General features: G+C 71.3%; 11 protein-coding genes. 4 read left to right on the forward strand and 7 right to left on the reverse strand.

The annotated features are described in order from the left end of the window. Positions 1–3: 3 nt before the first annotated feature. Genes OG698_RS17175 through OG698_RS17190 form a run of 4 tightly spaced genes read right to left on the reverse strand, consistent with a single transcriptional unit; the run spans position 4 to position 3661 of the window. Complete coding sequence (locus tag OG698_RS17175) at positions 4–648, reverse strand: response regulator transcription factor (RefSeq protein WP_329570155.1); 645 nt, start codon at positions 646–648, stop codon at positions 4–6. Then, complete coding sequence (locus OG698_RS17180) at positions 638–1924, reverse strand: sensor histidine kinase (protein WP_406103858.1); 1287 nt, start codon at positions 1922–1924, stop codon at positions 638–640. The genes OG698_RS17175 and OG698_RS17180 overlap by 11 nt, the downstream gene beginning before the upstream one ends. A 37-nt stretch (positions 1925–1961) precedes the next feature. Beyond that, a complete protein-coding gene (locus OG698_RS17185; protein ID WP_406103860.1) occupies positions 1962–2726 on the reverse strand; it encodes an ABC transporter permease in 765 nt (254 codons plus the stop codon). Beyond that, the gene (locus tag OG698_RS17190) at positions 2723–3661 is read right to left on the reverse strand and encodes an ABC transporter ATP-binding protein (protein ID WP_406103862.1); all 939 of its coding nucleotides are present in this window, start codon (positions 3659–3661) and stop codon (positions 2723–2725) included. Before OG698_RS17190 ends, OG698_RS17185 begins: the two co-directional genes overlap by 4 nt. A 174-nt stretch (positions 3662–3835) precedes the next feature. On the opposite strand from OG698_RS17190, the gene OG698_RS17195 reads away from it, so the two are divergent. The 4 genes from OG698_RS17195 (at position 3836) to OG698_RS17210 (ending at position 11858) form a co-directional block, all read left to right on the forward strand. After that, a complete protein-coding gene (locus tag OG698_RS17195) occupies positions 3836–5698 on the forward strand; it encodes an ABC transporter ATP-binding protein (RefSeq protein ID WP_406103864.1) in 1863 nt (620 codons plus the stop codon). Next, the gene (locus tag OG698_RS17200) at positions 5695–7569 is read left to right on the forward strand and encodes an ABC transporter ATP-binding protein (RefSeq protein WP_406103865.1); all 1875 of its coding nucleotides are present in this window, start codon (positions 5695–5697) and stop codon (positions 7567–7569) included. The genes OG698_RS17195 and OG698_RS17200 overlap by 4 nt, the downstream gene beginning before the upstream one ends. Positions 7570–7924: 355 nt before the next feature. Then, a complete protein-coding gene (locus OG698_RS17205) occupies positions 7925–9982 on the forward strand; it encodes a M4 family metallopeptidase (protein ID WP_406103867.1) in 2058 nt (685 codons plus the stop codon). A 292-nt stretch (positions 9983–10274) separates the two neighbouring features. Beyond that, complete coding sequence (locus tag OG698_RS17210) at positions 10275–11858, forward strand: M4 family metallopeptidase (protein ID WP_406103869.1); 1584 nt, start codon at positions 10275–10277, stop codon at positions 11856–11858. Between the two features lie 52 nt (positions 11859–11910). Here OG698_RS17210 and OG698_RS17215 read toward each other — a convergent pair whose 3' ends face one another. The 3 genes from OG698_RS17215 to glgP all read right to left on the reverse strand — a co-directional run bounded on the left by OG698_RS17215 (position 11911) and on the right by glgP (position 16207). Beyond that, the gene (locus OG698_RS17215; protein ID WP_406103870.1) at positions 11911–12912 is read right to left on the reverse strand and encodes a GNAT family N-acetyltransferase; all 1002 of its coding nucleotides are present in this window, start codon (positions 12910–12912) and stop codon (positions 11911–11913) included. Between the two features lie 67 nt (positions 12913–12979). Continuing rightward, positions 12980–13501 (reverse strand): GNAT family N-acetyltransferase, encoded by a 522-nt coding sequence (locus OG698_RS17220; protein WP_406103871.1) that lies wholly within the window; start codon positions 13499–13501, stop codon positions 12980–12982. Between the two features lie 87 nt (positions 13502–13588). After that, positions 13589–16207 (reverse strand): alpha-glucan family phosphorylase, encoded by a 2619-nt coding sequence (gene glgP / locus OG698_RS17225; RefSeq protein WP_406103873.1) that lies wholly within the window; start codon positions 16205–16207, stop codon positions 13589–13591. Positions 16208–16477: the final 270 nt, after the last annotated feature.

A 16477-nucleotide genomic window follows, 5' to 3' on the forward strand; every position in this document is an offset into this window, starting at 1 on the left:
GCCCTAGCCGAGGATCTTCCGGTCGTACGCCACGGCGACCGCCGCCGCGCGGTCCTTCACGCCCAACTTGCCGTAGACGTGGGTGAGGTGGGTCTTCACGGTCGCCTCGCTGATGAACAGGACGCGGGCGATCTCCTTGTTCGAGGTGCCCTTGGCGACCAGGGCGAGGACCTCGCGCTCGCGGGCCGAGAGGGGTTCGTCGGCCGGGGCGGCCGGGGTGCGCACCGCGGTGACCAGGCGGGAGGCGACCGCCGGGGACAGCACGGTGCGGCCGTCGGCGGCGGCGCGTACGGCCGTGAACAGCTCCTCGCGCGGGGCGTCCTTGAGGAGGTAGCCGGTGGCGCCCGCCTCGATCGCGGGCAGCGTGTCCGAGTCCGTGTCGTACGTGGTGAGGACGAGGACGCGGGAGCGGGCGCCCCGGCGGGTGAGTTCCTTGATGGCGTCCACGCCGTTCCCGCCGGGCATGCGCAGGTCCATGAGGACGACGTCCGGGTCGAGGCGGGCGGCGAGTTCGACGGCCTCGACGCCGTTCGACGCCTCGCCGAGGACCGTGAAGTCGTCGGCCGACTCGAACATGCCGCGCAGGCCGTCCCGTACGACGGGGTGGTCGTCGACGATCAGCAGAGAGATGACGGAGTCACTGGTCATGGCGCACCAACGGTACGCGAGCCGAGACGGCCGTGCCGCCGCCCGGCTCGGACTCCACCGTCAGTGCGCCCGCGATGCGTTCGGCGCGGGCCCGCATCCCGTCGAGGCCGAAGCCGCCGGTGCCGGTGCGGGCTGGCAGCTCCAGGGGATCGAAGCCACGGCCGTCGTCGCGTACGTCGAGGGTGACCTCGCCCGCCATGTAGGAGAGCGTGACGCCGAGCCGTCCGGCGTGCGCGTGCCGGGCCGCGTTCGACAGGGCCTCCTCGGCGATGCGCAGGAGGGTCGCCTCGATCTCGTCGTGCAGCTGCTCCGTGGTGCCGGTGACGGTGAACTCGGCGCGTACGCCGGTGCGCCGGGACCACTCGGTGACGGTCTTCTTCAGCGCCTCGGACAGGGAGGCGTTCTCCAGGGCCGCCGGGGAGAGGTTGTGCACGGAGCGGCGGGCCTCGCCGAGGCTGTGCCGGGCGAGGTCGGCGGCGCGGTCGAGGTGCTGGCGGGCCTGTTCCGGGTCGGTGGTGCCCGCGACGACCTGGAGCTGGGCGATGATGCCGGTCAGGCCCTGCGCGATGGTGTCGTGGATCTCGGCGGCGAGCCGGCCTCGCTCGTCGGCGACGCCCGCTTCCCTTGCCTGGACGAGGAGTTGGGTGTGCAGGGCGGCGTTCTCGCCCATGGCCTCCTGGAGGGCCTTGTTCGTGCGCTCCAGTTCGGCGATGGTCTCGACCTGGACGCGGGCCCGCTCGCTCTCCTTGGCGTTCAGGTGGCCCATGACCCCGGCCAGGCCCACGTTGACGGCCACGAGCCCGCCGAAGACGACCCAGCCGAGCGAGCCCTTCGGCGGCAGGCCACCGGACTGCGAACCCGCCACGACGACGACCGCCGCGATCAGTCCCGGCCTGACCATGCGACGCGGGAGCAGCCGCTCCACGTCGAAGTAGCCGCAGGCACCGTAGAACGCGAAGAACGGGTTGATCCAGGCGACGACGAAGCTGATCGCCCAGCGGACCCAGTAGTTGAGGATGCCGGCGCCGGAGGGGCCCGGCCGGGTGCGCATCGCCCGGACCCACCACAGCTGGAGGAGGAACGCGGCGAAGGACAGCGACCCGACCACGTACCAGTCGGTCCGGTCCATGCCGACGACGTCGGACGTGGCGACGGACATCACGAGGCCGATGACGAGCAGGCCGAAGGGGCCGTAGCGGTGGAAGTTCGCCCAGCGCTCCTCGACCGTCAGGGCCGCCTGCGCGGCGACGCTGCTCCGGTCCGTCTCCGTCGTCATGCACCCAGTCTGCACGGCTGTGGCCACGCTCATCGCGTCACTCCCAGCGGAACCAGCGCGAGGCGCCGGCCGACAGGAGCACGGTCCACGCGGCGAGGACGCCCAGGTGGGACCAGGCCGGCCAGTCGCCCGAAGCGGCCTGGCCGAGGGCCTGCGCGGCGGCGCCGAAAGGCGTGTACTCGACGATGTGCGCGAGGGCGTCGGGCATCGCCTGGACGGGCAGCCACACACCCGCGCAGAACATCATCGGGAAGAAGACGACCGAGCCGATCGCGTTGGAGATCTTCGTCGTGCGCGACAGAGCCGACACGAGCGCGCCGAGCGCCAGCGCGACGAGCACCGCGAGCACCAGGGCCAGCAGATAGCCGGCGGGCTGCTTCGGCAGCGGTACGTCGAAGGCGATGCGGCCCACCGCGAGGGAGAGGACCGCCGAGCAGAGCGCCGCGACCCCGTGGATGCCCATCTGCGCGCCGAGCAGCGCCGCGGGACGCACCGGCGTCGTCGACATGCGCCGCAGGATGCCGCGCTCGCGGTAGCCGGTGATGACGGGCGGCATGGACTGCAGGCCCGACATGATCATGGAGAGCAGCACGGTCACGGGGACGTACGCGTCGACGAGGCGGATGCCGCCGAGGGACTTGTCGACCTCGCGGAAGGAGGGGATGGAGCCGAGGATGACGAGCAGGACCGCCGGGAAGGCGACGATCCAGAAGAGGCCGGCGGGCTCGCGCCGGAAGAGCCGGGCCTCGGTCCGCAGGACGGCGCGGTTGGGCGACGTACGGGTCAGGGTCGCGGTGCTCATGACTGGGTGGCTCCCGTCAGGTCCAGGAACGCGTCGTCCAACGTGGCGTCGGACACGCGGAGTTGGTGGGCCGTGATGTGGTGGCGGGCGAGCAGCGTGATGACGGCGTTGACCGTCTCGTCGGTGCCGCCCAGGGTGACGCGGCCGTCCCGGTGCTCCACGGACACGAGCGCGGGCAGGCCCCGCAGCGCCTCCTCGTCGAGGGGCGAGGACGGGGTGAACGACATGACGGTGGACGCCGAGGACCTGCTGATGAGACCCGCCGGGGTGTCGAGCGCGGCGATCCGGCCCTTGTCGATCACGGCGATCCGGTCGCAGAGGCGCTGGGCCTCCTCCATGAAGTGCGTGACGAGCAGGACGGTGACGCCGCTGTCGCGGACGTCCTCGATGAGCTGCCAGGTGTCGCGGCGGGCGCGCGGGTCGAGGCCGGTGGTCAGCTCGTCGAGGACGACGACCCGAGGGTTCCCGATCAGCGCGAGCGCGATGAACAGGCGCTGTTTCTGGCCGCCGCTGAGCTTCGCGAACCGGGTGCCGAGCTTGTCCGTGAGGCGCAGGCGCTCGGCCAGGGGCCGCCAGTCGGCCGGGTTCGGGTAGAACGCCGCGTACAGTTCGAGCGCCTCGCGGACGGTGAGTTTCGCCTGGAGTTCGCTCTCCTGGAGCTGGGCGCCGAGGATTTCGGTGACGCGGTCGTGGTCGGCGACGGGGTCGAGGCCCGCGACGCGGACGCGGCCGGCGTCGGGGACGCGCAGCCCCTCGATGCACTCGACCGCGGTCGTCTTGCCGGCGCCGTTCGGGCCGAGGATGCCGAAGATCTCGCCCTCCCCGACGGTGAACGAGAGGTCGTCGACGACGGCCCGCCCGGCGTAGACCTTGCGGAGCCCGGCGACCTCGATCAGGGGCCTGTCGCCCCGTGCTGCGCTGTGTGTCGTCGTCATGCTCCGAGAATCCCGGAGCGGGGCACTCGCGGGCATCGCCCATCGCGCTCGAACGGGCATCAGCCGATCGGTTGATACGGCGCTACGACCTCTGCGGGGCGAGCCGTGGCGCGAGGGCGGGATCGCCGGAAACCCGGTGGGCGTTGTCAGTGCCGATCCGTAGTCTCACTCCCGATGCCCACTACACATGCACCGGCCACGGACCCCGACCGACTCACCCCGGCGGCGGAGCAGTCCGCCGTGCGCACGCTGCTGCGCCTGTGGCCGTACGTACGGCCGGTGCGGGGGCGCTGGGGCGGGGCGGCGGCGGTCGCCGTGGTCGCCTCCTGTCTGTCACTCGTCTTCCCCATCGTCCTGAAGTGGATCGTGGACGGGCCGGTCACGGACCACGACCCGGGCGGGGTGTGGCTGGGCGCCGGCATGCTGCTGGCGCTCGGGGTCGCCGAGGCGCTGCTCTTCGGGCTGAGACGGTGGCTGGTGGCGCGCCCGCTGGCGAGCGTCGAGGCGGCCATGCGGGCGGATCTGTACCGGCATCTGCAGCGGCTGCCCGTCGCGTTCCACGACCGGTGGGCCTCGGGGCAGTTGCTGTCCCGCGGGACGACCGACCTCATGGTCGTACGGATGTTCCTGGCCTTTCCGCTGACCTTCCTGATCGTCAACGGCGTGACGATCACCGCCGGGTTCGTGCTGCTCGTCGCGCAGGACTGGGGGCTCGGACTCGTCCTGCTCGCGCCCGCGCTGCCGCTGATGGTGCTCTGCTACCGCTTCGAGTCGAAGTACGCGTCGGCCGCGCGCCGCGCCCAGGACCAGGTCGGGGATCTGACCACCGTGGTCGAGGAGTCCGTGCTCGGGATCCGGATCATCAAGGGGTTCGGGCGGCACCGCAGCCAGGCGCGGGCCTTCCGTGAGCTGTCGCGCACGCTGCGCGGGACCGAGCTGGCCAAGGCGCGGCTGCTCGCGGGGATCCTCGGGGTGATCACACTGCTGCCGGAGGTGGCGCTCGGGGCAGCACTGGTGCTCGGCTCCGTGCAGGTCGCGGACGGGAAGCTGTCCGCGGGGACGCTCGTGGCCTTCCTGTCGACGGCGCTCGCCCTGCGCTGGCCGATCGACTCGATCGGGTTCCTGCTCGCCATGAGCCAGGAGGCGGCGACGGCGACCCGGCGGTTCTTCGAGGTGATGGACGAGCCGGAGGAGAGCGAAGACGTGTCGGCTGCGCGCGGCCCCGTCGAGGACGGGGCGGGCGATGCGGGCGGGCTGCGGTTCGAGGGGGTCCGCTTCCGCTACCCGGACGCCCCCGACGCGTCCGAGCCCGTCCTGGAGCGCATCGATCTGCAGGTGCGGTCCGGGGAGACCATGGCGCTCGTCGGGGCGACCGGCAGCGGCAAGACGACCCTTACCGCGCTGGTGCCCCGCCTGCACGAGCTCACCGGCGGGCGGATCACGCTCGACGGGCGGGACATCGCGTCGATGGAGCGCGAGGAGCTGCGCACCCTCGTCTCGGTGGCCTTCGAGGAACCCACCCTGTTCTCGGCGTCCGTCGCGGAGAACGTGTTGATGGGCGCGGGCGAAGCGGACGCCTCGAAGCTCGACCGGGCGCTCGGCGTCGCGCAGGCCGGATTCGTGAAGTCGCTGCCGGACGGGGCCGGTACGCAGGTCGGCGAGCAGGGGCTCAGCCTCTCGGGCGGGCAGCGGCAGCGGCTCGCGCTCGCCCGCGCGGTCGTGGGGAGCCCGCGCTTCCTCGTGCTCGACGATCCACTGTCCGCGCTCGACGTACACACGGAGGCGCTGGTGGAGGCGGCCCTGCGGGAGGTGCTCGCCGCGAGCACGGCGCTCGTCGTCGCGCACCGGCCGTCCACGGTGCTGCTCGCCGACCGCGTCGCGCTCCTGTCGGGCGGCCGGATCACCGCCGTCGGCACGCACCAGGAGCTGCTGCGCGCGAACGCCGAGTACCGGCACCTCATGTCGGGAGCGGACCTGGAGACCGAAGAGGACCTGGAGATCGACGAGGACGGGCCAGAGGGGAAGGGCACGCGATGACCACGACGACCAAGCCGGACCGCACGCCGCAGGATCCGGCCGCCGAGGACGGCGAGGAACTGCGCCTCCCCTCCCCCGGGGACCCGTTCGACCAGGACGACCTGCCCACCCCCAAGGGCGCGACCGGCGCGCTCCTGCGCTCCCTGCTCGCGCCGAGCCGGCGCACGGTGTGGCTGGCCGTGCTGTGTCTGCTGGTCCAGCAGGCCGCCGTGCAGGCGGGGCCGCTCCTCGTCGCGTACGCCATCGACAGCGCGGTGCCCGCCTTCCGCGCGAGCGACCACGGCCCGCTGATCGCGGTGGCGGTCGGCTATCTCCTGGCGGCGTGCTGCTCCAGCCTCTTCCAGTTCGCGTTCGTGCAGGTGTCGGCGCGGGTGAACCAGAACGTGCTGCTCGACCTGCGCGGTCGCATCTTCCGGCACGCGCAGGCCCTCAGCGTCGACTTCCACGACCGCTACACGTCCGGGCGGCTCATCTCCCGGGCGACGACGGACGTCGAGTCCCTGCGCGAGCTGCTCTCCGAAGGACTCCAGGAACTCATCAACATCATCCTGGCGTCCGTGTACATCACGGCCATGCTGCTCTGGCTCGACGTCGGCATCGGCGCCGTCGCCGCCCTGTCCTTCCTGCCGCTCGCCGTACTGATCCAGCTGTACCGGCGGCGCGCGGCCCGGGTGTACGCGGAGCGGTCCTCCGCGATCGCGCGCGTCATCGTGAAGTTCGCCGAGACGATGAACGGGATCAGGCCGGTGCGCGCCTTCCGCCGCGAGCGCGCCAACGACGCGGACTTCGCCGGGCTGAACCACCGCCACGAGCGGGTCAACGGTGACGCGCTGCTCGAAATGGCGCGCTACGTTGTCGGCTCCCGCCTCCTCGCGAACACCGCGGTGGCCGGAATGGTCCTGTGGGGCGCCTACCGCGTCGCCGACGGCACGCTCGAACTGGGTGTCCTGGCGGCCGCCGTGCTGTTCATCCGCCGTCTGTACGACCCCATCGACCGGCTCGCGATGTTCCTCAACTCCTATGAGTCCGCGGCCGCTTCACTCCGCAAGATCGCCGGTCTGCTGCACCAGACGCCGACCGTGCCGGAGCCGTCGTCGCCGCGCGGGCTGCCCGAGCTCGCCGGCGACCGCCCGGGCCGCGAGGTCGTCTTCGACCAGGTCTCGTTCGGCTACCGCACCGGCGGCGAGGTGCTTCCCTCCTTCGATCTCACACTGCCCGCGGGACAGACGGTCGCCGTCGTCGGCTCGACGGGCGCCGGGAAGTCGACGCTCGCCAAGCTCCTGGCCCGCTTCTACGACCCCTCGGCGGGCCGGGTCCTGCTCGACGGCGTCGACCTGCGCGACCTCGGCACGGCCGAGCTGCGGCGGGGTGTCGTGATGGTGACGCAGGAGGCGTTCCTGTTCTCCGGCACGGTCGCCGAGAACATCGCGATCGGGCGGCCCGAGGCGAGCCGCGAGGAGATCGAGCGCGCGGCGAAGGCGATCGGCGCGCACGACTTCATCACGGCGCTCCCGGACGGCTACGACACGGATGTGCGCAAACGCGGGGGTCGAATTTCGGCCGGGCAGCGGCAGTTGGTGGCATTCGCACGCGCGCTGCTCGCCGACCCGGCGGTCCTGATCCTCGACGAGGCGACGAGCTCCCTTGACATCCCCGGCGAGCGGGCGGTGCAGCGCGCAATGCTCACAGTGCTGCGCGGCCGTACCGCGGTCGTCATCGCTCACCGGCTGTCGACGGTGGAGATCGCCGACCGCGTTCTGGTCATGGAACTCGGGCGGATCGCCGAGGACGGCACACCGGACCAACTGATCTGCGGTACAGGAGCGTTCGCGGATCTGCATCGTGCCTGGCGGGAGAGCGTGGTCGGCTGAGCCGCGGCCCGGACGCGGCCCCTCCGCACCCGGGCGACAGCTCCGTATATCGAACGTGAACATCCGGGCAACGAACCATTTCCGGCCAACCTAATGACGCGCTCCTGACAGACAACGCTCTCTGCTGCCACTCTTCCCTCGGCCTCGCACAGCTGTCCCACAGCCGAACTGGCGCGGCCCGTTCGTGAACTGCAGCACGACCTGTTGTGCCCAGATGTGCCCAGTTGTGCCCGGCTTCGCAGTTCCACCTCGTACCGCCCTGCTCTGCCTTGTTCTGCCTTGTTCTGCCCGGACGGTCATTCGCCGTCCGGTCTTCCCCGGCCGCGCGATCCGCGGCCCGCAGAAGGAGTCAGCCTTGAGATCGTCCGACACCTCCCACAGATCCGCCTCCCGCAAGCGAGCGACCGCCTACGGCGCGCTCGCTGCAGCCACCGCCCTGCTCGCCGGCGCCGTCCAGGCGGGCGCCGCGGCCTCGGCGGACGTCCAGCCGGCCGCGGCGGCCGCCAAGGCCGTCGCGAAGGGCGCCGACCCCGGCGCCCTCCCCGCGAAGCTCTCCCCCGCCAAGCGCGCGGAGCTGCTGCGCGAGGCCAACTCCACCAAGGCGGACACCGCCAAGGACCTCGGCCTCGGCGCCAAGGAGAAGCTCGTCGTCCGCGACGTCCTCCAGGACCGTGACGGCACGACGCACACCCGCTACGAGCGCACCTACGACGGGCTGCCCGTCCTCGGCGGCGACCTGGTCGTCGACGCGGCCAAGTCGGGGAAGACCGAGGGCGTGACGCGCGCCTCGAAGTCGGCCCTCAAGGGCGTGGCCACCACCGCGGCGGTCAAGCCGGCCACGGCGGAGCGGCAGGCGGTCAAGGCCGCGGCGGCCGACGGATCGAAGAAGACAGCGGCCGACCGCGCGCCGCGCAAGGTCGTGTGGATGGCGCAGGGCAAGCCGACCCTCGCGTACGAGACCGTGGTCGGCGGTCTCCAGGACGACGGCACCCCGAACCAGCTGCACGTCGTCACGGACGCGGCGACCGGCAAGAAGCTGTACGAGTGGCAGGGCATCGAGAACGGCACGGGCAACACGCAGTACAGCGGCACCGTGACGCTCGGCACGGCCCAGTCCGGATCGTCGTACACGCTCAACGACACCGGGCGCGGCGGGCACAAGACGTACAACCTGAACCACGGCTCGTCCGGGACCGGGACGCTCTACTCGGGCGCGGACGACGTGTGGGGCAACGGCAGCGCCTCGAACACCGAGACCGCGGCCGCGGACGCGCACTACGGCGCGGCCGAGACCTGGGACTACTACAAGAACGTGCAGGGCCGCACCGGTATCCGCGGTGACGGTGTCGCCGCGTACTCGCGGGTCCACTACGGCAACGCGTACGTCAACGCGTTCTGGGACGACAGCTGCTTCTGCATGACGTACGGCGACGGCTCGGGCAACCTCAAGCCCCTCACCTCGATCGACGTGGCGGGCCACGAGATGACCCACGGCGTCACCGCCGCGACGGCCGGTCTCAACTACAGCGGTGAGTCCGGCGGTCTGAACGAGGCCACGTCCGACATCTTCGGCACCGCGGTCGAGTTCTACGCCAACAACGCCAGTGACGTCGGCGACTACCTCATCGGCGAGAAGATCGACATCAACGGCGACGGCACCCCGCTGCGCTACCAGGACAAGCCCAGCAGGGACGGCACGTCCCCGGACAGCTGGTACTCCGGGCTCGGCAACCTCGACGTGCACTACTCGTCGGGTCCCGCCAACCACTTCTTCTACCTGCTCAGCGAGGGCAGCGGCGCCAAGGTCATCAACGGCGTCAGCTACAACTCGCCGACGGCGGACGGTCTTCCGGTCACCGGCATAGGCCGCGCCAAGGCCGAGCTGATCTGGTTCAAGGCGCTCACCACGAAGTTCACCTCGACCACGAACTACGCGGCCGCGCGCACCGGCACGCTCGCGGTCGCCGGTGAGCTCTACGGCACCACGAGCACCGAGTACAAGGCCGTGCAGGACGCCTGGGCCAGCATAGCCGTCGGCTCGCGCTCCGGTGGCGGCGGCGGTGGTACGTCGTTCGAGAACACGGCCGACGTCGCGATACCGGACGCCGGCGCCGCGGTCACCTCGTCGATCGCCGTGACCGGCCGTACGGGCAACGCGCCGAGCAACCTCTCGGTCGCCGTGGACATCGTGCACACCTGGCGCGGTGACCTGGTCATCGACCTGGTGGCCCCGGACGGGTCCACGTACCGCCTGAAGAACTCCAGCGGCAGCGACTCGGCGGACAACGTCAACGCGACCTACACGGTCAACGCGTCCACCGAGGTGGCCAACGGCACCTGGAAGCTGAAGGTCCAGGACGTGGCCGCGCAGGACACCGGCTACATCAACAGCTGGAAGCTCACCTTCCCGTAAACCGCACGCGGAGGTAACCCAAGGCCGATCGAGAGCTGTTCGGCCCGCACGGTCTGGGCGCGTCGCCCCGGGTGAGTGAACTCCCCGGGACGGCGCGCCCGTTCATGTTCCGTTCGCAATACGTACAAGAGACATCGCTCAACGGACGATTTCCGGCCAACCTGCGATCGCCCTCCTGACATGTACAAGCCTCAACTGGCACGCTTCCCCCACGCACCACACGCAACACACAGCTAAGCACCACTCAGCTCAGCACCACACAGCTCTCTTACCCCACACACAAGGAGCTTGCGTGACCCCCCACATAGCGCGCTTCACCAAGAAGCGTTCGACTCTGGCCATAGCCACCGCCGTTGCCGCCGGAGCCCTGCTGACCGCCGGAATGACCACCGGCGCGTCCGCGCAGCCCGTGGCCGACGCGACGCCGGGCGCCGCGCCGATGAAGCTCTCGGGCGCCGCCCGCGCCGGCCTCCTCCAGGACGCCGACGCGAAGAAGGCCGAGACGGCCAAGGAGCTGAAGCTCGACTCCAAGGAGAAGCTCGTCGTCCGCGACGTGGTCAAGGACCGCGACGGCACGACGCACACCCGCTACGAGCGCACCTACGACGGGCTGCCCGTCCTCGGCGGCGACCTGGTCGTCCACGAGTCCAAGGCCGGCAAGTCCGAGGGCGTCACCCGCGCGACCTCGAAGAGAATCGCCGTGTCGACGGCCTCCGCCTCCCTCAAGGCCGCCCCCGAGGGCGCCCGCAAGGTGGTCTGGGCGGCGTCGGGCACCCCGCGCCTCGCCTACGAGAAGGTCGTCACCGGCACCCAGAAGGACGGCACGCCGCGCAAGCTGCACGTCGTCACGGACGCCGCGACCGGCAAGAAGATCTTCGAGTGGGACGCGATCCACACCGGCGCCGGCGAGAGCCAGTACAGCGGCAGCGTGACGGTCGGCTCCACCAAGTCCGGCTCCTCGTACGCCCTCACGGACGCGGAGCGCGGCGGCCACAGCACGTACGACCTCAAGCACGGGTCGTCCGGCAAGGGCACGCTGTTCACCGACGCGGACGACAAGTGGGGCGACGGCACCACCAACGACGCGGCCACGGCCGCGGTCGACGCCGCCTACGGCGCCCAGGTCACGTGGGACTACTACAAGGACGTCCACGGCCGCAGCGGCATCAACGGCGACGGCAAGGGCGCGTACTCGCGGGTCCACTACGGCAACGCGTACGTCAACGCGTTCTGGGACGACAGCTGCTTCTGCATGACGTACGGCGACGGCGAGGGCGACAAGAAGCCCCTGACGTCGATCGACGTGGCGGGCCACGAGATGTCGCACGGCGTCACGGCGGCGACCGCGGGCCTGATCTACAGCGGTGAGTCCGGCGGCCTGAACGAGGCCACGTCCGACATCTTCGGCACCTCGGTCGAGTTCCACGCGAACAACCCCAAGGACGTCGGCGACTACCTCATCGGCGAGAAGATCGACATCAACGGCGACGGCTCCCCGCTGCGCTACATGGACAAGCCGAGCAAGGACGGCGCGTCCCTCGACAACTGGAAGACCGGCGCCGGCAACGTCGACGTCCACTACTCGTCGGGCATCGCCAACCACTTCTTCTACCTGCTGTCGGAGGGCAGCGGGAAGAAGGAGATCAACGGGGTCTCGTACGACTCCCCGACCGCGGACGGCCAGCCGGCCGCGGGCATCGGCCGCGACAAGGCCGAGAAGATCTGGTTCAAGGCCCTGACGTCGTACTTCACGACGAACACGGACTACGCCAACGCGCGCAAGGGCACGCTGAGCGCGGCGTCCGACCTGTACGGCGCCGACTCGGCGGAGTACAAGGCGGTCGACCGGGCGTGGGCCGCGGTCAACGTCAAGTAACGCCTGAAAAACCGTAGTTGTGGGGTGGCGCCTCGGGGTGCCGCCCCACTTCTCAGTTCACGATCAGTACGCCGATCATCGCCGCCCAGCACAGGGCGACAAGGACCGGAAGCAGCATCATGATGAGTCCGGTCGGCGACTGCTTCAGCCAGGCATTGCCGTCGGCCTGGGTCTCGCGGCCCACTATCCGCTGCCCGCCGTGCCAGGCCATGTACTCCTCCAGCTCCATCGCGGCGCGCTTACGGGCACCGAGGTAGCGGCGGCCGTAGCGCAGCATCTGCGAGAAAGCGAGCGCGGAGCCGAGCCCGATGACGCAGATGACCAGCGCGAGGCTCTGCGAGATCTCCTCCATGGACCGGGTCGGCTCGCCCTCCTTGCCGAGGGTGAAGCCGAGCGCCGCCGCCAGGCCCGCGGTGATGTAGAAGAAGTTGTTCAGCTTGTGCCAGTTGGTGGTGTCCTCGTGCTTGTAGAGGTCGATGGCCACCGCGTACTGGGCCTGCAGCATCGCCTCGCGCGGCTTTCGCCACACCCAGACCATCCGCTGCTTGCCGTCGGGCGGCGTGAGCCGGGTCAGCTCCTCGAAGCCGAGCTTGCGGTGGAAGAGGGTGGACGCCTCGTTGTACGGCTCGCTGACGACGGCCGCGATCACCGGACTGTTCGACCACTGCTCCAGCACGTGGTGATACAGCCGGGACGCCACCCCGCTGCGGGCGGCCCCGCGCGAGACGCAGATCTGCTTGATGACGAGGAACGCGCCGAGCGTCGACTTGATGCGGTGGTTGAGCCATTCGTCGGGCTCGATCTGCGCGTCGCTGTACGCCATCAGATAGCCGAGCACCTCGGTGCCTTTGACCGCAACCCAGAAGTGCTCGGCCGTGGTGAGCCGCGCCCGGTAGTCGGCCAGGGTGTAGTTCGACACCAGGAATCCGTCGCGGCCGGCCCGCTGCGGATCGGTGACGTCGAGCCGCCGGTCCGCGGCGAGTTCGACGATGCTCTGGAGGTGGGCCTCGCCGGCCCGGACGATCTCGATGGTGGCGGGTACCGCCGTGGACATGCCTGACCCCCGTTGCTGGACGTCAGGTCAACTTACCTTCCGCACACGGAAGTTGTCCGCGCGTGGATCAGCCCTCGTACTCCGTGAGGTCGATCTCGTGCACCTGGAGCGCGAAGCCGTGCTTCGGGTGCGCGAGCTCGTGTCCCTCCGTCATGCCCAGCTTGCGGGCGACGTTCTCCGAGCCCGTGTCGCCCGGACGGATCAGGGCGACGACCCGGTCGACGCCGCGGTCCTGGAGGGCGAACTCCAGGGTGGCCTGGGCGGCCTCGGAGGCGTAACCCTGGCCCCAGAACTGGCGGCCGAGCCACCAGTTGATCTCGATGCCGGGCTGGAGCTCGGACACCGAGAGGCCGACGACACCGGCCAGCTCGCCGGAGGCGAGGAGCTCGACGGCGAACGGGCCGAAGCCCTCCTCGTCCCACTCCTCCTCCCAGCGCTCGATGTCCTCGGCCGTCCGCTCCAGGTCGCGCGGGCCGCCGTCACCGACCCGGCGCATGACGTCCGGGTCCGCCTGGATCTCGGAGAGGGGCACGAGGTCGTCGTCGGACCAGCGGCGGAGCAGGAGGCGGGGCGTCTGGATCTCGGTCATGGGTCCATCTTCGCCGAGACCCGCGACGCCGCCGACCATCCGGCCGTCCTCAGCACATCCTCAGCGCACTCAGCGCCCTCGGCGCACTCAGCGCAAGAGCACCCCCGCCGCCTCCGCGGCAGTCTCCGAGGGGACGGTCACCAGTCCCGTCTCCGCCGGCGAGGCGAGCAGCCGGTGGGCGGGCAGGATGCGGACCGTGTAGCCGTAGGGGCCCGTGCGGTCGAGGGAGAGCGGGCCCTCGTACGCCCAGCGGCCGTCCAGGTCCGGGCCGCCGGCCGGCTTGAGGGCCACCTTCGTCGCGTCGGTGATGCGGTCGTCGGAGCCGACGCGGCCGGCCACCGCCTGGACCTCGACGTCCTCGGGGCCGAGTTCGTCGAGCGCCACCCGCACGCGCAGCACCAGCGTCGCGCCGAGCTCGGCCGTGGCCGTGGACGCCTCCACATGGTCGACGGCCACCCGGGGCCAGGACGCGCGGACCCGGGACTTCCACTGGGCGAGCTCGCGCGCCGCGTCGGGGGTGAGGGCACGGCCCGAGCGGGCCGCGGGGGCGTACAGCTTCTCGACGTACTCGCGGACCATGCGCCCGGCGAGGACCTTCGGGCCCAGGTGGGTGAGAGTGCGGCGGACCATCTCGATCCAGCGGTCGGGCAGCCCTTCGGGTCCGCGCTCGTAGAAGCGGGGAGCGACCCTGCGCTCGACGAGGTCGTAGAGGGCCGCGGCCTCCAGGTCGTCGCGCCGCTGCTCGTCGGTCGCCGTGCCGTCCGCGGTGGGGATCGCCCAGCCGAAGTCGGGCGAGAACCACTCGTCCCACCAGCCGTCGAGGACGGAGAGGTTGAGACAGCCGTTCAGGGCGGCCTTCATACCGGACGTCCCGCAGGCCTCCAGGGGGCGCAGCGGGTTGTTGAGCCAGATGTCGCAGCCCGGGTAGAGCTTCTGCGCCATGGCCATGCCGTAGTCCGGCAGGAACACGATGCGGTGGCGCACGCGCGGGTCGTCGGTGAAGCGCACCAGCTCCTGCACGAGGCGCTTGCCGCCGTCGTCCGCCGGGTGTGCCTTGCCCGCCACGACGATCTGGACGGGCCGGTCCGGGTCGAGGAGGAGGCGCATCAGGCGGTCCGGGTCGCGCAGCATCAGGGTGAGCCGCTTGTAGGAGGGGACGCGGCGGGCGAAGCCGATGGTGAGGATGCCGGGGTCGAGCACCCCGTCGATCCAGCCCAGTTCCGCCGCGCCCGCGCCGCGCTGCCGCCAGGACGCGGCGAGGCGTTCGCGGACCTCGTCCACCAGGCGGCCGCGCAGCTCGCGGCGCAGCTCCCAGATGTCCCGGTCGGCGATGTCGGCGACGGCGTCCCAGCGGTCGGATCCTCCGGCAGCGAGCGCGTCCAGGGTGCGCTGTTCGCCGACGTGGCGGGCGCCGAGCCGCAGGACCTCGGGAGCCACCCAGGTCGGGGCGTGCACGCCGTTCGTGACGGAGGTGATGGGGACCTCCTCCGGGTCGAAGCCCGGCCACAGGCCCGAGAACATCTCGCGGCTGACCCTGCCGTGCAGGGTGGAGACGCCGTTGGCCCGCTGGGCGAGGCGCAGGCCCATCACAGCCATGTTGAAGACGTTCGGGTTGCCTCCCGCGTACGTCTCCGTGCCGAGGCCGAGGATGCGTGCGGCGTCGATGCCGGGGAGTTCGGCGCCGGGGCCGAAGTGGCGGGCGACGAGTTCCCGGTCGAAGCGGTCGATGCCCGCGGGGACAGGGGTGTGCGTGGTGAAGACGGTCCCGGCGCGTACGGCTTCGATGGCGGCGTCGAAGTCCACCCCGAGTCCGGCGAGCTCGTGGATCCGCTCGACGCCGAGGAAGCCGGCGTGCCCCTCGTTCGTGTGGAACACCTCGGGCTCGGGATGGCCGGTGAGGCGGCAGTACGCGCGCACGGCCCGCACCCCGCCGATGCCGAGCAGCATCTCCTGGAGGAGCCGGTGCTCGCTGCCGCCGCCGTAGAGCCGGTCGGTGACGTTGCGTTCGCCGGGGCCGTTCTCCTCGACGTCCGAGTCGAGCAGCAGGAGCGGCACGCGGCCGACCTGCGCCTGCCAGACGCGGGCGAGCAGCCGGCCGCCGCCCGGCAGGGCGAGTGCGACACGGCAGTCGGTGCCGTCGGGTTCGCGGAGCGGGGTCAGCGGCAGTTCGTGCGGGTCGAGGACGGGATAGTGCTCCTGCTGCCAGCCGTCCCTGGACAGGGACTGCCGGAAGTAGCCGTGCCGGTAGAGAAGTCCTACGCCGATCAGCGGCACCCCGAGGTCGCTGGCCGCCTTGAGGTGGTCGCCGGCGAGGATGCCGAGGCCGCCCGAGTACTGGGGCAGGGCGGCGGTGATGCCGAACTCGGGCGAGAAGTATCCGATGGCGGCGGGCAGACCGCCGCTCTGCCTCTGCGTCTGGTACCAGCGGTCGCCCTCCACATAGGACCTGAGGTCGTCCGCGGCCTCGCCGAGCAGGCGCAGGAATCCCTCGTCGGCCGCGAGTTCGGCGAGCCGCGCGTGCGGCACGGCGCCGAGCAGTCTCACCGGGTCCCCGTCGGACGCGGCCCAGCGCCCGGGGTCCACGGCCTGGAAGAGGTCGCGCGTCCCGGTGTGCCAGGACCAGCGCAGGTTGCGGGCCAGCTCGTGGAGGGGGGCGAGGGGCTCGGGCAGGACGGGACGGACGGTGAATCGACGGATGGCCTTCACGTTCTCACCTCTGTAGGGGGACGCGGCGGGCATACGCGCACACGTGCGAGGAGGACGCGCTCCGTCGCGCGGCCTCCGGCTGTCACCTTTGACGGTACGGCCACCGGGCTCCGGCTACCACGGCGCACGGGGTCGCGTCGGCACCTGTTTCACGGGCATCTCGCCGCATCGCGGGGGTCCTTGCCGAGGAACCGGCCGGTGCGCCGGTCGTACGCCATGAGGATGACCCGGTACGTCGCGCCGCTCCTGGTCGCGCTGCGCCGCCGCCCG

The sequence above is a fragment of the Streptomyces sp. NBC_01003 genome (genome assembly GCF_045162695.1).
In the GTDB taxonomy this organism is placed as follows: Bacteria; Actinomycetota; Actinomycetes; order Streptomycetales; family Streptomycetaceae; genus Streptomyces.